General features: G+C 46.4%; 17 protein-coding genes. All 17 read left to right on the top strand.

The annotated features are described in order from the left end of the window. Nucleotides 1-64 precede the first annotated feature (64 nt). The 17 genes from H171_RS14645 to H171_RS14565 all read left to right on the top strand — a co-directional run bounded on the left by H171_RS14645 (nucleotide 65) and on the right by H171_RS14565 (nucleotide 21,082). Nucleotides 65-997, top strand: coding sequence for an ABC transporter permease (locus tag H171_RS14645; RefSeq protein ID WP_025231623.1), 933 nt, complete (start codon nucleotides 65-67; stop codon nucleotides 995-997). Then, nucleotides 997-1,908 carry an ABC transporter permease gene (locus H171_RS14640; protein ID WP_100305815.1) on the top strand — a complete coding sequence of 304 codons (912 nt, stop codon included), beginning with the start codon at nucleotides 997-999 and terminating at the stop codon, nucleotides 1,906-1,908. The genes H171_RS14645 and H171_RS14640 overlap by 1 nt, the downstream gene beginning before the upstream one ends. Before the next feature lie 13 nt (nucleotides 1,909-1,921). Then, entirely contained in the window at nucleotides 1,922-2,911 is a 990-nt protein-coding gene (locus tag H171_RS14635; RefSeq protein ID WP_100305814.1) for an ABC transporter ATP-binding protein, read from the top strand. Further along, nucleotides 2,911-3,906 (top strand): ABC transporter ATP-binding protein, encoded by a 996-nt coding sequence (locus tag H171_RS14630; RefSeq protein WP_100305813.1) that lies wholly within the window; start codon nucleotides 2,911-2,913, stop codon nucleotides 3,904-3,906. Before H171_RS14635 ends, H171_RS14630 begins: the two co-directional genes overlap by 1 nt. Nucleotides 3,907-3,932: 26 nt before the next feature. Next, nucleotides 3,933-5,003, top strand: coding sequence for a dipeptide epimerase (locus H171_RS14625; protein ID WP_100305812.1), 1,071 nt, complete (start codon nucleotides 3,933-3,935; stop codon nucleotides 5,001-5,003). 64 nt (nucleotides 5,004-5,067) lie between these two features. After that, nucleotides 5,068-6,453, top strand: a complete 1,386-nt coding sequence (locus H171_RS14620) for a transglutaminase-like domain-containing protein (RefSeq protein ID WP_100305811.1) — start codon at nucleotides 5,068-5,070, stop codon at nucleotides 6,451-6,453. After that, nucleotides 6,446-7,849: a serine hydrolase domain-containing protein gene (locus H171_RS14615; RefSeq protein WP_100305810.1), complete on the top strand. Its 1,404-nt coding sequence runs from the start codon at nucleotides 6,446-6,448 to the stop codon at nucleotides 7,847-7,849. Before H171_RS14620 ends, H171_RS14615 begins: the two co-directional genes overlap by 8 nt. Nucleotides 7,850-8,065: 216 nt before the next feature. Continuing rightward, nucleotides 8,066-8,578 (top strand): ferritin, encoded by a 513-nt coding sequence (locus tag H171_RS14610; protein WP_100305809.1) that lies wholly within the window; start codon nucleotides 8,066-8,068, stop codon nucleotides 8,576-8,578. Between the two features lie 148 nt (nucleotides 8,579-8,726). Further along, nucleotides 8,727-9,656 (top strand): AraC family transcriptional regulator, encoded by a 930-nt coding sequence (locus H171_RS14605; protein WP_157803166.1) that lies wholly within the window; start codon nucleotides 8,727-8,729, stop codon nucleotides 9,654-9,656. A 120-nt stretch (nucleotides 9,657-9,776) separates the two neighbouring features. After that, a complete protein-coding gene (locus H171_RS14600) occupies nucleotides 9,777-11,093 on the top strand; it encodes an ABC transporter substrate-binding protein (protein ID WP_100305807.1) in 1,317 nt (438 codons plus the stop codon). Nucleotides 11,094-11,117: 24 nt separating this feature from the next. Then, nucleotides 11,118-12,011 (top strand): carbohydrate ABC transporter permease, encoded by an 894-nt coding sequence (locus H171_RS14595; RefSeq protein ID WP_100305806.1) that lies wholly within the window; start codon nucleotides 11,118-11,120, stop codon nucleotides 12,009-12,011. Continuing rightward, the gene (locus H171_RS14590; protein WP_242976966.1) at nucleotides 12,004-12,810 is read left to right on the top strand and encodes a carbohydrate ABC transporter permease; all 807 of its coding nucleotides are present in this window, start codon (nucleotides 12,004-12,006) and stop codon (nucleotides 12,808-12,810) included. The genes H171_RS14595 and H171_RS14590 overlap by 8 nt, the downstream gene beginning before the upstream one ends. A gap of 77 nt (nucleotides 12,811-12,887) precedes the next feature. After that, nucleotides 12,888-14,924 carry a beta-galactosidase gene (locus H171_RS14585; RefSeq protein ID WP_100305805.1) on the top strand — a complete coding sequence of 679 codons (2,037 nt, stop codon included), beginning with the start codon at nucleotides 12,888-12,890 and terminating at the stop codon, nucleotides 14,922-14,924. Nucleotides 14,925-15,038: 114 nt separating this feature from the next. After that, complete coding sequence (locus tag H171_RS14580) at nucleotides 15,039-16,901, top strand: PrpR N-terminal domain-containing protein (RefSeq protein WP_100305804.1); 1,863 nt, start codon at nucleotides 15,039-15,041, stop codon at nucleotides 16,899-16,901. A 187-nt stretch (nucleotides 16,902-17,088) separates the two neighbouring features. Next, entirely contained in the window at nucleotides 17,089-17,979 is an 891-nt protein-coding gene (garR, locus tag H171_RS14575; RefSeq protein ID WP_100305803.1) for a 2-hydroxy-3-oxopropionate reductase, read from the top strand. A gap of 45 nt (nucleotides 17,980-18,024) precedes the next feature. After that, nucleotides 18,025-18,924, top strand: coding sequence for a dihydrodipicolinate synthase family protein (locus H171_RS14570; protein ID WP_100305802.1), 900 nt, complete (start codon nucleotides 18,025-18,027; stop codon nucleotides 18,922-18,924). Between the two features lie 259 nt (nucleotides 18,925-19,183). After that, nucleotides 19,184-21,082, top strand: coding sequence for a sigma-54-dependent Fis family transcriptional regulator (locus tag H171_RS14565; RefSeq protein ID WP_100305801.1), 1,899 nt, complete (start codon nucleotides 19,184-19,186; stop codon nucleotides 21,080-21,082). Nucleotides 21,083-21,167 lie beyond the last annotated feature (85 nt).

Here is a 21,167-nt window from a genome sequence, read left to right as displayed (position 1 = left end):
ATTGGAGTATGTGACTTAAGGGAGTGGTTTTCCACTCCCTTTTTATAAGAAAAAGGGGAACCATATGTTTCAATATATTTCGAAAAGACTGTTCCAGACATTGTTAGTATTGTTTGGGATAAGTCTTATTACTTTTATTCTTCTCCAGGTCGTACCGGGAGATCCTGTGGAGTTAATGCTTGAAAAGCGGGCAGATGCGCAGACCATTGCCAGGGTACGTCATGAGCTTGGGCTTGATGTGTCCCTGCCCCAGCAATATCTGAATTTTTTAAAGGGTGCTATCCATTTGGATTTCGGCAAGTCTTATTTTACAAAAGAAGTCGTGACAACGGCCCTGGTGCGCTGCTTTATGGTAACTGTAAAGCTGGCCTCCATGTCCTTTTTATTTGCTGTGGTCCTGGGGGTGGCCTGTGGTATGGCCGCCGCCATTAACCGGGGAAAATGGATCGATTCGGTGCTTATGACCATTTCCATAGTTGGTGTATCTGCACCATCATTCTGGATTGCCATCATTCTTCAGATCATTTTCGGCCTGAAGCTGGACCTGCTTCCCATCTCCGGTTTTGAGGGACCTGTATTTTTTATCCTTCCAAGTATTGCACTTGGCACGCGCTATGCAGGAAGCATCGCACGTATCACCCGCACCAGCATGCTTGATGTGATCAAGCAGGATTATATCAGAACCGCAAGGGCCAAGGGAGTAAAGGAAGGTCTGGTCATTATGAAGCATGCCCTGAAAAATGCCATGATTCCCATCATCACGCTGGTTGGTACAGAGCTTGGAAATATGCTGACAGGATCTATGTTAATTGAAAGAGTTTTTTCCATACCTGGAATCGGGAAGCTGGCGGTAGATTCCATGTCAAACCGTGACCTGCCGCTTTTGGAAGGTACTGTGATGTATATTGCATTCGTATTTGTAATCGTAAATCTGCTGGTGGATATTTCTTATGCATTTATTGATCCAAGAATCCGCTATGGGAAAGGAGCGAACTAATGAAGATTTTAAGTATTTTTACAAAACAGAAGAAATTTGAAGAACAGCTCCTGAATGGTGAGATGGAGTATTCCAGCTATTATAAGGACAGCTTTAAGAGGCTTAAAAAGAATCAAGCGGCCTTATTCTGCCTGGGAGTGATCCTTTTCCTTGTTTTGCTGGCCCTGTTTGCGCCTTTTGTAAGCCCTTATGATCCAACTTACCAGGACTATGCCTCGGTTCTGGCACCGCCCTCATCCAAGCATCTTCTGGGTGCAGATGAATATGGAAGAGATATTTTATCCCGTCTGATCTATGGAACCAGGGTATCCTTAAGCATTGGTATCCTGGCTCAGATCCTTGCATCTGTTATCGGAATCACGCTTGGAGCCATTGCAGGTTATTTCGGAGGTGTGGTGGATACCCTGATATCCCGGATCATGGAGATTTTTGCTGCATTCCCGGATCTTCTATTTGCCATGGCGATTATGACCTTTATGGGTCAGGGCCTCCAGAACCTGTTTATAGCCCTTGGCCTTCTGACCTGGGTGAGAACCGCACGACTGATCCGAGGCTCTGTCATGCAGCTGAAGGAAAAGGAGTATGTGGAAGCCAGCAAGGCCAGCGGCGGTACCTCCTTCCGGATCATTACAAAGCACCTGATTCCCAACTGCTTATCAACGGTGATAGTGCTCGTGACCCTGGGAATCCCCAATGCCATCATGTATGAGGCTTCCTTAAGCTTTCTTGGCCTTGGTATCCAGCCGCCTACTCCAAGCTGGGGTAACATGATCAGTTCTGCCCAATCTTTTATCAGCTTCCTTCCGGTGTACAGCATCGTGCCTGGAATTGCCATTATGGTGACGGTTGTAGCATTTAATATCTTTGGAGATGGACTTAGAGATGCCCTGGATCCCAAGCTTAGAGCCTGATTAGGAGGTAACAATGGATAATAAATTAATTGAAGTTAAAAATTTAAAAACATATTTCTATACAGATGCAGGCGTGGTAAAGGCAGTGAATGATGTTTCCTTTTCCATAGAACAGGGAAAAACCCTGGGAGTTGTAGGGGAATCGGGATGTGGTAAGAGCATTACTTCCCTGTCCATTATGCAGCTTTTAGAGACTCCTCCGGGAAGGATTGAAGGAGGAGAAATTATCTACCGGGGAGAAAATCTTTTAGAGAAGTCCCCAGATGAGATGAGAAAGATCCGGGGGAAGAAGATTGCCATGATCTTTCAGGAGCCTATGACCTCCTTAAACCCTGTGTTCACCGTAGGACAGCAGATCATGGAAGCCCTGATCATTCATGAGGCGGGAATATCCAGGCAGCAGGCACGTGAAAAGGCCATAGAGATGCTTCGCATGGTAAAAATTCCTTTGCCGGAAAAGCGGATCGATGAGTATCCTCACCAGCTATCCGGAGGCATGCGTCAGAGGGTCATGATTGCCATGGCTCTTTGCTGCAATCCGGAGCTTTTAATCTGTGATGAGCCGACGACAGCTCTTGATGTCACAATTCAGGCACAGATTTTGGATCTGATAAATGAATTAAAGCAAAAGACAGGCGCCTCCATCATGATGATCACTCATGACCTGGGGGTAATCGCCGAAGTGGCAGATGATGTCATGGTTATGTATGCGGGAAAGGTAGTGGAACAGGGGACCACGGATGAGATCTTTGATCATCCCATGCATCCCTATACGGAAGGCCTTATGAACTGTATCCCCAGGCTGGATGGGGAGGTGGAAGAGCTTCCTGTCATTAAGGGCATGGTTCCAAGCTACGATTCAATGCCGAAAGGCTGCGCCTTTTGTCCAAGGTGTGAATATGCAAAACCCATATGTGGGGAAAGGATGCCGGAACTCACGGAAAAGGACGGCAGGAAGATCCGATGTTTTAAATACGAATCACAATGGAAGGAGGAGGTATAATGGACAGCCAGGAGACGAGAAAGCCCCTGTTGGAGGTGAAACATTTAAAAAAATGGTTTACGGCAAAATCTTCCCCCTTCTCAGGAAAAAAGGTGTATATTAAAGCTGTGGATGATGTAAATTTTCAATTGTATCCCGGAGAAACCCTGGGCGTGGTAGGGGAGTCTGGTTGCGGAAAGTCCACCATGGGACGTTCTGTGCTTCGGTTGCTCGAACCTACGGCGGGTGAGATTGTCTTTGAGGACCAGGATTTTATGAAGCTGAGGAGCGGGGAACTGAGAAAGAGCAGAAGCAAAATGCAGATTATTTTCCAGGACCCTTATGCCTCCTTAAATCCCCGTATGACCATCGGTGATATCATAGCAGAGCCTTTGGAAATCCAGTGGAAAACAAGCGGGGAAGAGATACGAAAAAGAGTTTTGGAAACCATGGAAATCGTGGGACTTAACACAAAATATTATAATAGGTATCCCCATGAATTTTCAGGAGGACAGAGACAGAGGATCGGCATTGCAAGAGCTATTGTACTGCGGCCGGAGCTTATGGTTTGCGATGAGCCGGTATCTGCTCTTGACGTATCCATTCAGGCACAGGTGATTAATCTTTTGCGCAGGCTCCAAAAGCAGATGGGAATGGCTTATATTTTTATTTCCCATGATTTAAGCGTCATTAAACACATTTCTGACAGGGTTGCTGTCATGTACCTGGGACATATAGTAGAGATTTCCGATAAGGATGATTTGTACCAGAACACGCTCCATCCCTATACAAAGGCATTGCTATCGGCAATTCCGGTGCCGGACCGCCACACTATGAGGGAGAAGATCATCCTGGAAGGTGATCTGCCAAGCCCCGCTAATCCGCCTTCCGGCTGCGTATTCCATACCAGGTGCTTTATGGCCAGGGAAATTTGCGGGAAGGAAGCACCGGAGATGAAGGACTACGGAAACGGACACTGCTGCGCATGTCATTTTGCAGGAGAATGGAATAAATAACAGAGTATGTACGGAGGTTAATGAACATGAAAATTACAGGTATTAATGTAAAGACAGTAAAGGTACCCTTAAAAGAACCGTTTCATATATCCCTGGGAACCATTACCCATGCCATAAGCGCGGTAGTAAAGGTGGAAACGGATGAAGGATTCAGCGGTTATGGAGAAGGTGCTCCAGGTGTATTGATAACAGGAGAAAATCTGGAGGGTACTGTGGAAAGCATTAAGCATTTTGAACAGTCCCTTCTTGGAACCGATCCTACGGATCTTGAAAAGGTTTATTGGATTCTTGACCGGGCTGCGGCCCATGCACCCTGCGGAAAGACTGCCATTGATATTGCCTGTTATGATATCCTGGGAAAAAAGGCCGGCCTTCCTGTGTACAAGCTGTTGGGCGGCTATTCGAATACAATAGAAACCGACATTACCGTAGGAATCAATGGACCCGAAATCATGGCGGAAAAGGCTGCTGCTCATGTGAGAAATGGTTTTGATACCATTAAGACTAAGGTGGGCACAGGACTTAAGGAGGATGTAGCCAGGATCAAGGCGATCAGAGAAGCGGTTGGGCCGGATGTGAAGATCCGCATTGATGCCAATCAGGCATGGTCCGCCAAGGAAGCCCTTCAGATTATTGAACGCCTGAATGAATATGATATCGAACTGGTGGAACAGCCAGTGAAGGCTGCGGATATCGAGGGCCTTGAATATGTTACGAAAAACAGTAAAGTCCTTATCATGTCCGATGAAAGCTGCTTTAACGCAAAGGATGCCCTGCGGCTTGCTAAACGGAGAGCTATTGATGTGCTTAATATCAAGTTGATGAAATGCGGCGGCATCCGGGAAGCATTAAAGATCAATGCCATCTGTGAGACAGCAGGTATCGAATGCATGCTGGGCTGCATGGCGGAGGAAACAAATATTGGCATTACTGCCGCTGCCAGTCTGGGGGCTGCGGTAAGGAACATAACCAGAGCGGATCTGGATGCAACTTTTTCCCTGTCCAATCTGCCTTTTGAGGGTGGCATAGGAACGGAATGTACTAAGACCCTGGTGCTTCCGGAAGAACCTGGCTTCGGGTTTATCGGTTTAAAATAACATGGCTGGTGGTATTGTGGCTAAAGGGCTGCGGTACCACCATATTACAATGGAGGTATAGCTTATGATCAATGATATTTCATGGGCAAAGATTCCTTTGCCTGATGATATTTTACGTCTTAAAAATGCAGGCTGTTTAGAAGAGGCAAAAGCAGCCATCGGCCATATGCTTTCCGGTTATCTGCCGGAATGCATGAGAAAGCGGCTGGAACTGGAAAAGGAAATCATAGGTATCCTGGATGAGAATGAGTATCCCTATAAAAAGCAGGAGGCAGCGGAGCTGTTAAGCCGGACGTTTTCAGACGTCATGGAAGGTGAACTTGATGAGCTGGTAAGGTCCTCTGCGGCTGACTGGATTTATATCAATGGGGAGATTCATTTCCATAAATTGTTTTTGGATAATATCATAAAGACCAGACCTGATTATCAAATGAGGCTGAAGGCAGGGGAAGAGGATGATGCAGGTATCCTGCGGCAAAAGATGCTGAATGACAACGTATCCTATATGAAAGAACATGGAAGCAGAAAGGCTAAGATAGTCATAAGGGCTTCCATCCGGATTAACAAAGAGTCTGAACGGGTAGGAGAAATGGTAAGAGTCCATATTCCTATCCCTCGCAAATGCAGACAGGTAAAGGATATCCAAATTCTTGAGGCTTCTCCGGAGATTACTGCAATCGCACCGGAAGATGCAGAACAAAGAACTCTTTGCTTTGAAACGGAATTAAAGCAGGATCAGGAATTTTATGTCAGGTACAGCTATTTAAATACCGTGGATTATGTGGAGGTGGATCCGAAGAAGGCAGCGGCTGCCCAACCGGAATTTTATACAGAGGAACAAGCGCCCCATATTCTATTCACTCCCTTTCTAAAGGAAATTTTGGAAGAAATACGGGAAGGGGAGGATAACCCTGCCCTTGTTGCAAGAAAAATCTATGATTTCATCACTACCAGGGTAAAGTATTCGTTTGTGCGGGAGTATGCAGGGCTTGATAATATTTCCGAATATGCGGCAAAGAATCTAAAGGGGGACTGCGGCGTCCAGGCTATACTTTTTATCACTCTGTGCCGTATGGCCGGGATTCCTGCCAGATGGCAGTCGGGCCTTCACGCATCCCAAGTGTATACCGGCTGCCATGACTGGGCGGAATTTTACATAGAGCCATATGGCTGGCTGTATGCAGACCCCTCCTTTGGCGGCAGTGCATACCGTATGGGGCAGGTGGATCGCTGGAATTATTACTTTGGAAACCTGGATATTTACCGCATGGCAGCCAATGGAGGCACCCAGTCAGAATTCATTCCACCTAGAAAATATTTCCGGGCAGACCCTATTGACAATCAAAGGGGCGAAGTGGAATATGAAGACAGAGGACTAAGCTTTTTGGAGTTTCAGGCAGAACAGGTGACTGAACTTATAGAAGACTGGCAGGATAAAACAAATGAATAGAATAACAGAGGAAAACAAACAGAAATTTGAAGCATTGGTGGAGGAGATCATGACCGCCCAGAGAGCGGCAGGGCTTGCAGTAGCCATCGTGGACAAGGCAGGCCAGGTGCAGTATGAAAAATACTTCGGTTACCGTGATGAGGAGCAGAAGCTTCCAATTGATAACCAGACGATTTTTGGACTCGCCTCCATAACAAAATCCTTTACAAGCCTTGCCATCCTTCAGCTGGCAGAAAAGGGAGTGTTAAGCCTGTCTGATCCCGTCAGCAAATATGTTCCGGCTTATACAAACAAAAACCAGAAAGCACCGGTGAAAATCTGGCATCTGCTATGCCACAGCGGCGGTTTTTTCCCCCAGCCCCGGATCTTGGTGGAAGAGGTAGCAAAGGATATGGGCCTTCAGGAGTCTGAAGCAGGAGACCTGGCTTATGTGAACGCTCTTGCCGAGGAGGGAATAAAAAGAGTAGCCTCACGCCTGGATGATCAGACGGATTTAATCGGGCTGCCTGGAGAGCTGATGAGCTATTGCAACGACGGTTTTGGGGTTCTGTCAGATATCGTGAAAAATTATGGGGACGAGCCCACCTTTGCTGATTATTTATTGAAACACATCATCGTTCCTTTAGGAATGGAAAGGAGCTTCTGCGACTTTATAAAGCCAGCCAAGGATGAAAATTCTTCTTTACTATATACGACGGAAGACGGAGTACGCAGAGCGACCAGGGATTATCATGACAATGCCTTTGTTTTAAACGGCGGCGGAGCCATGAAATCCACTATTTCAGATATGCTTAAATACATTTGCATGTACCTAAATGAAGGAAAGGGATTAAACGAAACCCGAGTTGCTTCTCAGTATTCCATAAGGGAAATGTGCAAGCCGCGGCAATATTACAGACCGGGAGGCTGGTATTGCTATGGATTATGCAGGAAGTCCATGGAGGGGCTGGATGTCCTTGAACATGGAGGAAGCCTTCCAGGCGTGTCCTCCAACATGTCCTGGTCCTATGACAATGAGGCCGGAATCATCGTTCTATGCAATACCATGGATGTTTCCGCTGGAGTGATTGCAGACGGGGCTATGCGCATGTATCAGGGGAAAGACCCTCATGCCCCCCAGGTGAAATACCAGGAATATGTGTGGAGTGAATCATTTATAAGGTCCGTATCGGGAGACTATGTTATGGGAGAAGGGGAGAGCTTTACCTTGAGCCTGTCAGAGGAAGGAAAGCTGGCCATGACAATGAATGGAAAGAAGAAAGAGGTATGCACTGTAAGCCCTCATATAGCTATGATAAAGGGGAAGTATTCTGATGGATTTGTACAGATTCTTAATGATGAGAAACGGGGGATATGGGGGGCCAGATGCGGGAGTAGGATCTATCCAAAAATCTGATATGGATTGGATCAGACTGCCGAATGCATAAGTAAATCATATCAAAAAGGAATATTATCAGACGTTATGTGAAATAAAATATTCTTATTACATCATTGAATAATTTGGTAAAAGATGTTAGAATAAAATAAATCATTTTACAGAGGAGCTTAATGCATTCAATGTAATCTGATTGGAAGTAATCAATAAAAAACAAAGAAAAAGGAGGCGTAGATTTTGTTAAATAAAGAAATAGTTGCCAAAATAAACAAACAGATCAATTTTGAACTATATTCGGCATACATCTATCTGGATATATCCAACTATTATGCTGACAGTAATTTAAACGGTTTTGCTAACTGGTTTAAGATCCAGACACAGGAAGAGCGGGATCATGCCATGCTCTTTATGAATTATTTACTTAATAATGGAGAAAAGGTGGTACTGGAAGATATAAAGGCTCCTGATCTTGTTTACACGGATTTCCGCCAGCCGGCCATGGCCGCTTATGAACATGAGGTGAAGGTAACGGCCTCCATTCATGATATTTACGGAGCTGCTTATGAATTAAAAGATTTCCGTACCATGCAGTTTCTCGACTGGTTCGTAAAAGAACAGAATGAAGAGGAAAAAAATACGGACGAGATTATAAAGAGATATGACTTATTTGGAAGTGATCCCAAGGGACTATATTTGCTGGATTCGGAGTTGACGGCAAGGGTTTATACGCCGCCCTCCCTGGTGATTTAATCTACACGATATCATAACCATTATTCAAAAGAAGAGCAGTCTCTGCCATGATAGGATAGAATTTCATGGCAGGGGATGCTTTTTCTATTTTTACCGCATAAAACGGCGGCTGCTTTAGAAATTATCTGCCAAAGGGGGGAAGATGTTTGTGGCAAAACAAAGGGAGAAGGTGGAATTGCGCTACTATGTGATTCCGGAGACGGAAGTGGTTCTGGCTCTATTGGGGGAGGATTGGATCCGGGAATATGGGAAAGATATCAAATACCTTCATTTTCACGATCTTATGGAAATCGGATATTGCCACTGGGGGGACGGAGAAGTGGTCCTGGGGCAGGAACACCTTCCTTTTTCCAGCCATTCCATGATGATCGTACCGCCAAGGCTTCCTCATACCACGAACACTGTGGATGGGACAAAGGGGTATTGGGAGTGGATGTACATTGATCTGGAAAGAACAGTATCTGAAGTATACGGCCATGACCCGGTGCTCCAAAGCACCATATTAAAGAGGCTCCATCGTACCGGATACCTTCTGCCAGGAGAGGACAATCCCTCCTTGACCAGACTGATTTTGGGGATTATGGAAGAAGTGCGCCATAAAAAGCCTTATTACAAAGACAGCATACGGGGTTATCTTAATGCTTTTGTGGTGGAACTTCTGCGGCTTTCCGATGATGAGGAGCGGATCGTTGGAGGCAGGGGCAGTGACGCCGTTTTAGCAGGTGCCCTGGATTATGTTGCCACGCATTATCACCAGGAAATAAAGGTCAGCAGTCTGGCAGAGGCCTGCAACATGAGCGAAAGCCATTTCCGCCGCGTTTTTGAAGAGGGAATGAATATGAAGCCTTTGGACTATATCAACTTAATCCGGGTTCAGAATGCCTGTGAACTGTTGAAAAAGACAGGGAAATCCATGGAAGAGGTTGGGGAGGAGTCGGGATTTGCTTCAATTTCTGCATTTAACCGGAATTTTAGAAAAATATTAAATATTTCCCCTTATCAATGGAAAAAATCAAAAGAAAATTATGAGGGAAAGCTGCTCCATTACAGAATCAGCGCTCAAAAAGGCTGGGATTAAGGGAATAATGATCGTTTATGCGCGTTTTTTAATTGAATCTAGAGACTTTAAATCAAAAAACATTGGTATAATGAATTTATCATACAAGCCAACTATTTATGAAAGAGGAGGAGTTTTGCTATGAAGAGAAGAATTGCATCCATAATACTGGCCGGAGCCATGATGGCTTCCCTGACAGCCTGCGGGAGTTCTGGCGGTGCAGGACAGAATGCAGGAGGGAAGACAGGAGATGGGGCTAAGGCAAACGAACTGACTGTCTGGTGCTGGGATCCTGCATTTAACATTTATGCCATGGAAGAAGCGGCTAAGGTGTACCAGAAGGATCATCCGGATTTCAAGCTGAATGTAGTGGAAACGCCCTGGGCTGACGTGCAGACCAAGCTGACGACGGCGGCTACTTCTAAAAACCTGGATACTCTTCCTGATATTCTGTTAATGCAGGATAATGCATTTCAGAAGAATGTAATCAGTTATCCTGACGCTTTTAAGGATTTAACCGGAAACGGAGTTGATTTTTCAAAGTTCCCAACTGCTAAAACTGCTTACTCTGTTGTAGATGGGAAGAACTATGGAGTTCCCTTTGATAACGGAGCTGCAATTGCAGCCTATCGTACCGATGTATTAAAAGAAGCCGGATATACGGATGCAGATTTTACAGATATTACATGGAGCAAGTATCAGTCCATGGGTGAAGATATTTTAGCAAAGACAGGAAAACCACTGTTATCGTGTACAGCAGGAGAGTCCGATCTGATCATGATCATGCTCCAGTCCGCAGGTGGAAGCCTCTTTGATAAAGACGGGAACCCAAGCATGGTTGGAAATGACAAGCTGAAAAAGGTTATCGAAACCTATGTTTCCCTTGTTAAGAGCGGCGTGCTTGTGGAAGTCAATGACTGGGATCAGTATGTTGGAACTATGACAAACAGCACTGTGGCAGGAACGATCAACGGCTGCTGGATCATGGCAAGCATTCAGACCGCAGAGGACCAGTCCGGAAATTGGGCGATTACCAATATTCCGAAGCTTGAGGGAGTAAGCGATGCAACCAATTATTCCAACAACGGAGGATCCAGCTGGGCAGTAACTGCCGGAAGCAAGAATCCGGAACTGGCGGCAGATTTCCTGTCAAAGACCTTTGCAGGAAGTGTTCCTTTCTATGAAACCATTCTTCCAAAATCCGGTGCACTGGCAACTTATCTTCCGGCAGCGGACAGCAAGGTTTATGGAGAACCACAGGCATTCTTTGGAGGAAAGCCGGTATATGCACAGATCACAGAGTTTGCATCAAAGGTTCCTTCCAATAATACAGGTGTTTATTATTATGAGGCCCGTGATGCGGTTGCAACCGCCATTACGCATGTAGTCTCAGGCGCTGATATTGATTCAGAGATTAAAACAGCAGAAGATACAGTTAAGTTTGCAATGGGTAAATAAAAATAAGTGGGAGGAGGCATTTCAGTGGGAAATTCAAAGAAAAAGCTGTCCTTAGGCCAGAAGCAGAGCCTTGCGGGCTGGACATTTTTAACACCTGCGGTCATCCTGATTGCAGTTATGAGCTTTCTGCCCATGATCCAGGCACTGTTCCTTTCCTTTCAGACAGGAATCGGCGCGGCAATGAAGTGGACAGGCGGGACCAATTATGTAAGAATGTTCAAGGATCCTGTTTTTATGCAGGCACTAAAAAACAATTTTATTTACTTGATCATACAGGTTCCGATCATGCTTATTTCTGCTCTGGTCCTTGCTTCTCTGCTGAACAATAAAGACCTGCGGTTTAAAGGGCTTTTCCGTACTGCGATTTTTCTGCCCTGTGCAACCTCCCTGGTATCCTATGCAGTAATTTTCCGCTCCTTGTTCGCAGTGGATGGGCTGGTCAATATCGTTTTGATAAAGCTTGGGATATTGACCACAGGATACAACTTCCTGGGTCATCCGAATTCTGCCAGGATCGTAATTATCCTGGCCCTGATCTGGAGGTGGACAGGCTATAACATGGTGTTCTATCTGTCCGGCTTACAAAACATTGAGTATTCCGTGTATGAAGCGGCAAAAATTGACGGAGCCTCTCCGTTTCAGTCCTTCTTCCGGATTACGATTCCTCTTTTAAAGCCCACCATTCTGCTGACGGCTATCATGTCCACCAACGGTACCCTGCAGCTGTTTGATGAGTCCGTGAACTTAACCAACGGCGGACCGGCCAATTCCACTATTACCATGTCCCACTATATTTATAATGTATCATTCAAGTATGTGCCAAACTTCGGGTACGCAGCTTCCATGTCTTACCTGATCCTGATTCTGGTGGCAGTTCTTGCATTTATACAGCTGAAGGTAGGTGATAAGCGTGACTAAGGGAAAAAAGTTTTTTGCATATGCATTCTTGACCATTGTTTCTGTCATCTCAGTGTTTCCTCTGTACTGGATGATGGTTGCGGCTACCAATAAAAGCGTGGATGTGTCCAGAGGGACCCTGATATTCGGAACGGCACTTTTTGACAATGTGAAGAAGCTGTTTGCTTCCCAGAATGTTGCCACAGCCCTTGGGAATTCCTTTAAGTATTCCATTATTATGACGTTTATCTCCCTGCTGGTCTGTTCCATCGCTGGATATGGATTTGAAGTCTTTCATGACAAGGCAAAGGACCGGGTCATGAGCGTGATCCTGCTGGCCATGATGGTTCCCTTTGCAGCCACTATGATTCCCCTTTACCGGATGTTTTCAAGTGCAAGGCTGTTAAACAGTACCCTGGGATTTATTCTTCCTACCATATCCACCCCGTTTCTGATTATGATGTTCCGCCAGAGCGCAAGATCCTTTCCATCGGATATCATGGAGGCGGCAAGACTTGACGGGTTAAGTGAGTTCCAGATTTTCTGCCGGATGTTTCTTCCTACCATGCGCTCCACCTATGCGGCAGCTATGACTATTACCTTTATGAGCGCCTGGAACAGTTACCTTTGGCCTAAGGTGATCATGTCCGATGCAAGCAGCATTACCATGCCAATGCTCGTGGCCAACTTAACGGAAGGATATGTGACCGATTATGGAATCCTCATGCTGGCCGTATTGGTCTGCACCATACCCACGGTAGTCGTCTTCTTCCTGCTGCAAAGAAGCTTTGCAGAAGGTATCACAGGAGCAGTAAAATAAAGAAATCAAATCAGATGCCGCGGCCGGCTTCCGGATATGGAATCGGCTGCGGCATTCTTATGAAGGAGTAATAAAATATGAAAAAATTTAGCATATGGCACGGAGGGGATTACAGCCCGGAGCAATGGCTTCAAGAGCCTGAGATCCTTGAAAAGGATTTGGAATATATGAAAAAGGCCGGGATTAATACGGTTACCATGGGGATGTTTGCCTGGTCCTTTCTGGAGCCGGAGGAAGGAAAGTTTGAGTTTTCCTGGCTAAAGGAACGGCTGGACCAGCTCTATGAAAACGGAATATACACCATCATGGGTACCCCATCCGGTGCCCGTCCCAAATGGCTTTCAGACAAATATCCAGAGGTCCTCCGGGTAGATGATGCTGGGAGGCGCCAGCGTTTTGGGGGACGTCACAATCATTGTTACACCTCTCCTGTATACAGGGAAAAGGTAAAACAGATCAATGAAAGGCTGGGAAAGGAGTTTGGCTCTCATCCAGGAGTTCTTCTTTGGCATCTTTCCAATGAATACGGGGGTGAGTGTCACTGTCCATTGTGCCAGGAAGCGTTCCGGAAATGGCTGGAACAAAGGTATGGTTCCATCGACCGCTTAAACAGGAGCTGGTGCACGGCATTCTGGAGCCACGGCTATCAGTCCTTTGACCAGGTGGAAAGTCCCTCCGCCATGGGAGAGAGCATGGTACATGGATTAAATCTGGACTGGAAGCGGTTTGTGACGGATCAGACCATGGATTTTATCCGGTGGGAGACCGCATCTTTGCGGGAAGCGGGAGCCGGGCAGCCTGTTACCACTAATTTTATGTATGACTATCAGGGACTTAATTACCGGAAACTTTCTCAAGCAGTGGACGTGGTTTCCTGGGACACTTATCCTTTGTGGCACAAAGAAAAGGAGATTCTTACGGCCAGGGACAATGGCATGCAGCATGATTTCATGAGAAGCTTAAAGAAGAAACCGTTTCTGCTCATGGAATCCTGCCCAAGCAGCACAAACTGGCAGGGAGTCAGTAAGCTAAAAAAACCAGGCCTTTTAAGGCTGGCTTCCTGGCAGGCAGTTGCCCACGGGTCGGACAGTGTCTTGTATTTCCAGATCCGCCAAAGCCCGGGAAGCTCTGAAAAATTCCACGGAGCTGTCATTGACCATTATGGAAAGACAGACACCAGAGTATTTGAGGAGATCAGCTCCATAGGAAAGGAGCTTGCCCTTTTGGGGGAATTGTCCGGGACAGAAGTACGGCCTAAAGCAGCCCTGATCTATGATATGGAAAACCGCTGGGCAATGGAAGATGCACAAGGCCCCAGAAATAAAGGACTTTATTATCATGAGACCTGTGTAAAGGTCTACAGCGCTATAAAAAAGCTGGGATTTAATGTGGATGTGATTACCATGGATGACGGCCTGGAGGATTACCAGCTCGTGGCCGCTCCCATGCTTTACTTATACCGCAGCGGGATTGAGGAGAAAATAGAAGGATTTGTCCGCAATGGCGGACAGCTGGTAACTACCTATTGGTCCGGAATTGTGGATGAATCAGACCGGTGCTTTCTTGGAGGCGTTCCCCATGGGCTCCGGGAAGTGGTAGGGCTTCGCAGCACGGAAATCGATGGTCTTTATGATTGGGAGAACAATTATATGATTCCTGCATCCGGAGAAAAAGGAGACCGGTATGAGTGCCGTAATCTCTGTGAACTGGTGCGGCTTAACGGAGCAGAAGCCCTTATGGTATATGAAAATGATTTTTATAAGGGATACCCGTCCCTTACAAAAAATCACTATGGGAATGGAACTGCCTTTTATGTATGCGCGGATGCCGGGCAGGATTTTTATGATGATTTATTTTGGAAGGTGACTTGTGAAGCCGGAATCCAGCCTCTTGTGGAGGGGCTGATACCGGAAGAGGTTGAAGTGACGTCAAGGGAATCGAAACAGTATGAGTATCTGATTTTGCAGAATTTCAGCCAAAAACCGGTTGCGCTGGAGCAAAAGCTTTTGGACTGCCTTTCAGAGGGAACGGTTCTGCTTGGGGAGATTTCAGGAACGGGCGAAATAGAATCCTATGGTACGGTGATTATTAGAAGAGATCTGCACCAGAACTGAGAGAAGGTGTTTTAACAAATTTCTTAATTGCCAGCTGTGTTGATTTATGCTAAGCTTTTTCTAAGAAACAATCATTTTACAGCCTCAAAGGCAATAAGAAAAAGAGGAATCCACATGGGAAAGATTGCATTGCTTGTATCCAGGGAAGAAATGCTACATCAGGCGCACAACATTCTCCAGGAAAAGAAATACGAGATCAGTGAAATGCGTGTAATTAAAACGGAAGATGCTGTTTCCGAGGCCAGGCGGTCCATTGGTGCCGGGGCTTCCATTATCATAGCCAGAGGGCTCCAGGCTTCCCTGATGAAGCAGTATACAGATATTCCGGTGGTGGAAATCGTCATCACTGCTCAGGAAATGGCTCTTCTGGTCAATAAAGCCAAGCAGATTTTAAAGAACGAAACTCCGGTTATCGGTGTTGTGGGGTTTCGGAATATGTTTTGTGATATGTCTTATTTTGATCTTATATATGGGATTGAAATGAGGACGTATTTTGCGGACAAAAGTCATTTGCTTGAGGATATGGCAAGGCAGGCCATAAGTGATAAGGTGGATTTGATCATTGGGGGCGATACGGCGGTGAGCATAGCTGGGGAGGCCGGACTCCCTTCCCTGTTTTTATCCAATACCGAGGACTCCTTAAGAAATGCCTTATCCATGGCCGAAAGCATGGATTATGCCATGGGAATCGAGAAGCGGAATGCAGCTCAGATTGAAACTCTTTTGGACCACTCGTTCAGCGGCGTGGTGAGGCTTGATGCTTCCGGGACCATTATGGACTTAAATCCCATGATGGAAGATATCCTGCAGATAAAGAAAGAAGAAGTTCTTGGAAAAGCTGCCTCTGAGATCTTACCGGAGCTTGGAAAAGACTTTGGAAAAGAGCCCTATTCCCTGTTTATGGAGATCAACCGCTCTTCTGTTTTTGCCGTTGTGGCTCCGGTGGTCATTGACCAGAGGACAGAGGGAGCAATACTCACCTGCCACCGCATGAAAAAACGCCGGTCTCTGGAACCGGATTCCAGAGGAAAGAGCCTTGCAAAGGGCTTTATTGCCCTGGGGGAATTTGATGATATCCTTCAGGAATCCCAGGCAATGCAGGAATGTTTACGCCTGGCAAAGCTATATGCCCTGTCGGAAAAAGCAGTTATGATTGAAGGGGAAGCTGGAACGGAAAAGCGTCTTCTGGCCCAAAGCATTCACAACGCTGGCCTTCAAAAGGATGGCCCGTTTGTGGCATTGTCCTGCGATGGGATAGGGGATGAAGGACAGTTTGACATGATCTTCGGAGATAAGGGAGCAGTTGCTCAGGCAAAGGGAGGCTCTCTTTTGTTAGAAGAGGTGCAGTGCCTTACAAGATCTAATCAGTACCGGCTCTGCCAGTTGATCCGTTATAAAAGCCGTCTTGGAAAAGACGGGGTCAGGGATCCGGGGGCCGATGTTAGGGTCATGGTTACCACTGATGTGCCTTTGTCTGAACTGGCGGAAGACGGAGCAATGCGGGAAGACCTCTATTATCTTCTGATCGGCCTGACAGTGAGGATCCCACCGTTAAGGGAACGGAAGGAGGATCTGGAACGGAAGCTTACGGAAAGCCTCAGAAGCTGCTGTGAACATTATTCCAGATTCCATGTACTGACCCATGGAGCCAGGAAGCTGCTGCTTAATTATTCCTGGGAGGGTAATCTGCTTCAGGTGGAGAGCTTTTGCGAACGCCTGATCCTTACTGCAAATAAACGGAGTATTGATGAAGGTTTTACAGAACTTGTAATAAAGGAGCTGTATCCCCGCTCTCATAATCCGCAGGAGGGAAAGGACCAGGAGGACCATGCCGGGGAAAAGCCTGTTCCCGAAGAAGCAAAAAAGATTGCAGAAACTCTTTTAAGATTTGGAGGTAGCCGGGAAGAAACTGCAAAGGCCCTGGGTATCAGCAAGACAACTCTGTGGAGAAAGAGAAAGAAGTATCATTTGAAATAGTCATTTGAAATAAATGTGAAATGAATTAGAAATAAAAATGAAACCATAGGCGGTTTGTACAGGAAACCTTCCTGCATTCGGTAAATCCGCCCATAGCAATGGTCTTCCATATTTCCTATAATCAGGGCAGTGATGGGAGATCCCATCGGCTGCTTACAGACAAAATAGAAAAGAGAGGAAGAGCAAAATGAAGATTGGATTTATCGGATTGGGAATCATGGGAAGGCCTATGGCAAAGAACCTGGTAAAGGCAGGTCATGAGCTGGTTGTTTTTGATTATTACAAGGAGGCTGTGGCAGATTTAGTTTCCTGCGGCGCAGCGGAAGCGGCAAACGGAAAAGAGGTGGCATCTCAAAGTGAAGTGGTTATCACCATGGTGCCCAACTCACCCCATGTAAGAGCTGCGGTTCTGGGAGAGAACGGAGTTGCAGAAGGAGCAAAGTCCGGCACTGTGGTCATAGACATGAGTTCGATTGATCCTACGGAGAGCAGAGCCATCGGTGCGGAGTTAGAAAAGCTGGGAATTGATATGCTTGATGCACCGGTATCCGGCGGAGAGCCAAAGGCCATTGACGGAACCTTATCTGTTATGGTGGGCGGCAGGAAAGAGTTATTTGATAAATATTATGATATGCTGATGGTAATGGCAGGCTCTGTGGTATATGTCGGAGAGCTTGGCTCAGGAAATGTGGCAAAGCTGGCAAACCAGATGGTAGTAGCCGTGAATATTGCAGCAGTATCTGAGGCCCTTACCTTTGCAAAAAAAGCCGGAACTGATCCGGAACTGGTATACCAGGCCATTCGCGGCGGTCTGGCAGGCTCCACCGTTATGGAGGCAAAAGCCCCTATGATACTTAACAGAAACTTTAACCCAGGCTTTCGCATTGAGCTGCATATCAAGGATTTAAACAATGCCCTAAATGCGGCCCATGCCGTCAGTTCACCAGCCCCATTAACCGGACAGTTAATGGAGATCATGCAGGGGCTGAAAGCGGATGGCTTTGAGAAAGAAGACCACTCCAGTATTGTAAAATATTATGAAAAGGTTGCCAATACAATTGTAAAACCGGGAAACTAAAACTGAAATGACCGTATTGGCAAACATGCAGCCCTGGAGGAAAAAATGAATACAGATTTTATTAAAGGAGTTATCGTTCCGATTCTCACTCCCATTGATGAGGATGAGAGGATCGATGAAGCAAAATTAAGAGAACAGGTGGATTACGTCATTAACGGAGGCGTTCTTGGAATCCTGGCCTATGGAAGCAACGGAGAATTTTATGTTATAGAGGAAGACGAGATGGAGCGGGGCTTAAACATCATGATCCATCAGTCTGCCGGAAGAGTTCCCGTCTACTTTGGCATTGGCGCCATCAGCACGAAAAAATGCTGCCGCCTTGCAGAGATGGCGGTGAAAAACGGAGCAGCAGGGGTTTCTGTTTTGCAGCCGATGTTTTTAAAGCCTACGGAGACAGAGCTTTATCTGCATTTTAAAACAATTGCAGGAGCTGTTCCTGAGATCCCTGTCCTTCTTTATAACAACCCGGGCCGGGTGGGATACACTCTGTCCGGAAATCTGGTGGAGCGTCTGGCTGTGGAGGTGCCCAATATTGTGGGCATGAAGGACACCAGCGGGGATATTACCCAGACCGCTGAGTTTATCCGAAGGACCCGCCACAAGGGGTTTAAAGTATTTGGAGGAAAGGATACCCTCCTGTATGCCTCCATGTGCCACGGCGCAGTAGGAGGGGTGTGTACTGCGGCTAATTTTATGCCGGAGCTGATTACGGATATTTATAATAAATACATTGCAGGTGATTTAAGCGGTTCCCTGGAGGCACAGTTTAAGCTGAATCCGGTCCGTCTGTCCATGGACCCTGCAAGTTTCCCGGTAGCAGCAAAGGACATGGCTAATTTAAGGGGCAGAAACGTAGGTATTCCCTATAAGCCCAATCTTGCGACCCCGGAAGGCCCTGTATTAGCCCGTATAAAAAAGGAAATGGAAACCGCAGGGCTTCTGTAATTAATACGATCAGCGGACAGGCTGGCGGCTCTGATGAGACGCCGGCCTGTTTTGAACATCCATACAGGGGCGTATATAACTTGATTGGAGGGGTGGCAAATGGAAAAAATGGTGGCATTGCCCGATAAAACTCTGGTTCCGGCAATCGGACAGGGAGGAGCTTGACCGGTTTTTTCTGCGCCAGCCAGAAAAGTGTATCTGGACATAGTGTGAAAGTTCTGTCAAAGGACTTTTATGGGGATAGGAAGCGGGGACAGTTATGGAACAGATCGGGATTCTTCTGCCCAGGCAGACCATCCTGGAGTTTGCGGAGAATGTACTGAAAAAAGAGGGAATAGAGGTACAGATATTAAAGGTTGTGGAAAATGCAAATGCGGTTGTGGAGGCACAGGAGGCTTTGGCGGCCGGAGTACGCATAATTATTGCCAGAGGCCTTCAGGCAACCCTTATTAAAGAGAATACCAACATCCCTGTGGTGGAAATGCCAGTCACTATCCGGGAAATTGGTATGATGATCTTAAAAGCAAAGAGGATGCTGAAAAAGGAACACCCCTTAATCGGGATCGTTGCATTTAAGAATATGTTTGACAGTCTGGACCACTTAGAAGAATTATTTGACTGCGGTCTCCGTTTTTATGAACTGAAGGCATTGGAGGAGACTAGAAGGAAGGTAAGTCAGGCGGTTGCGGACGGGGTTGATCTGATTATCGGGGGAGTGAAGGCCAATCAGACGGCTTTTGAGATCGGCTTTCCAAGCCTGTTTATTGAAACAGGAGAAGAATCCATCCGCAGTGCCCTTGGCCTGGCCATCCATATGATAGACCTGGCAAAAATGGAGAAGCAAAATGAGGCTCAGATCGAGACACTGCTTGATACTTCTTTCAGCGGCATCATTAAAATCAATGCTTATAAAGAAATCGTGACGGTGAACCGGGTGATTGAACAGCTGATGGGAAAGCCTGCCTCAGAGGTGGTGGGTTTTCCCATTGATAAGGTGATCAGAGGAATCGATACAGAAGGGATCGAGGGGATCTTAAGAGGGAGTGAGGAGCTTTATTCCACCTCCTTTTCCATAGGGGACCAGCCTCTTATGGTGGTGGGAGCGCCGATTCAGTATGACGGGCATTTTAGCGGAGCAATCCTGACCTGCCATAAGATGAGGGGGATCGAACGCAGGGACTCTGAGGCTGCAGAGACCAAACTGGCAAGCGGATACATAGCCAGCCGTAATTTCAACCATATCCTTCGGCAATCTCCTGAGATGAAACGGTGTATGAAACTGGCAAGATCCTATGCAATATCCAAAAGCCCGGTGATGATATGCGGAGAAACGGGAACAGAAAAAGAGGTGTTTGCAGAAGCTGTTCATAATAACAGCCCCCAAAAGGGAGGCCCTTTTTTAAATGTCAACTGCGGCTCCCTGTCCCCTCAGGAGCAAAGAGAGGTCATCTTTGGCGTTTCAGAGGAATGCAGAAAAGGGGCCTGGGAAATAGCTTCTTATGGTACGGTCCTTCTTCAGGAAGTGGATAAGCTGTCCTTAGAGACACAATATCTGCTTTATAAGGCAGTCCATGATAAGCAGTTCTGGTGTAATAATTCCATGGTGAAACGAGCCCTTCCGGTACGGCTTATGGTCACCACTTCAGAAGAACTGGCTATGCTTTTAAAGAATGGCCTGTTCCGGGAAGATTTATATTTCCTCCTTTCTTCCCTTAAGATCGAGCTTCCTCCCCTCCGGAAGACGAAGGAAGATATTCCCAGGCTGATCCACCTGTATCTGGAACGGTTCAATGCCGCCTATTCCAGATATGTGGAAATCAGTGAGACTGCCTTAAAGGCCATGGAAGAGTATGATTGGGAAGGAAATCTGCTGCAGCTGGAGATGTTTTGTGAACGTCTGATTCTGACGGCTCCCCGCAGGCGGGTGGAGGAAGGGATGGTAAAAAACCTTTTACAGGAGCTTTACCCTCTTATCAGGGAGCAGAGCGGAAGGATTCAGCCCGTGCTGTTAAAGAGTCCTGAAGCAGTACGCATTGCCGGACTCCTGGACCGGTACCAGGGCAATAGAACCATGGTGGCGGAGGAACTTAAGATCAGCACCACCACACTGTGGCGGAAGATGAAGCGGTATGGAATTGGAAGTAAATATGAGCTGTAACAGGAAGGGACTTTTGTTTATTGAAAGAGATTGCAATGTTTTTGCAATCTCTTTTTCATTATCAGAAAGAAAAATAAAGGTTACA

It is taken from the genome of [Clostridium] celerecrescens 18A (assembly GCF_002797975.1).
Classification (GTDB): domain Bacteria; phylum Bacillota; class Clostridia; order Lachnospirales; family Lachnospiraceae; genus Lacrimispora; species Lacrimispora celerecrescens.
This window is presented reverse-complemented; position numbering and strand designations above follow the sequence as displayed.

Coding starts and splice junctions, on each gene's coding strand:
- H171_RS14645 (WP_025231623.1), top strand. CDS start 65: ATGTTTCAATATATTTCGAAAAGACTGTTCCAGACATTGTTAGTATTG.
- H171_RS14640 (WP_100305815.1), top strand. CDS start 997: ATGAAGATTTTAAGTATTTTTACAAAACAGAAGAAATTTGAAGAACAG.
- H171_RS14635 (WP_100305814.1), top strand. CDS start 1,922: ATGGATAATAAATTAATTGAAGTTAAAAATTTAAAAACATATTTCTAT.
- H171_RS14630 (WP_100305813.1), top strand. CDS start 2,911: ATGGACAGCCAGGAGACGAGAAAGCCCCTGTTGGAGGTGAAACATTTA.
- H171_RS14625 (WP_100305812.1), top strand. CDS start 3,933: ATGAAAATTACAGGTATTAATGTAAAGACAGTAAAGGTACCCTTAAAA.
- H171_RS14620 (WP_100305811.1), top strand. CDS start 5,068: ATGATCAATGATATTTCATGGGCAAAGATTCCTTTGCCTGATGATATT.
- H171_RS14615 (WP_100305810.1), top strand. CDS start 6,446: ATGAATAGAATAACAGAGGAAAACAAACAGAAATTTGAAGCATTGGTG.
- H171_RS14600 (WP_100305807.1), top strand. CDS start 9,777: ATGAAGAGAAGAATTGCATCCATAATACTGGCCGGAGCCATGATGGCT.
- H171_RS14585 (WP_100305805.1), top strand. CDS start 12,888: ATGAAAAAATTTAGCATATGGCACGGAGGGGATTACAGCCCGGAGCAA.
- H171_RS14580 (WP_100305804.1), top strand. CDS start 15,039: ATGGGAAAGATTGCATTGCTTGTATCCAGGGAAGAAATGCTACATCAG.
- garR (WP_100305803.1), top strand. CDS start 17,089: ATGAAGATTGGATTTATCGGATTGGGAATCATGGGAAGGCCTATGGCA.
- H171_RS14570 (WP_100305802.1), top strand. CDS start 18,025: ATGAATACAGATTTTATTAAAGGAGTTATCGTTCCGATTCTCACTCCC.
- H171_RS14565 (WP_100305801.1), top strand. CDS start 19,184: ATGGAACAGATCGGGATTCTTCTGCCCAGGCAGACCATCCTGGAGTTT.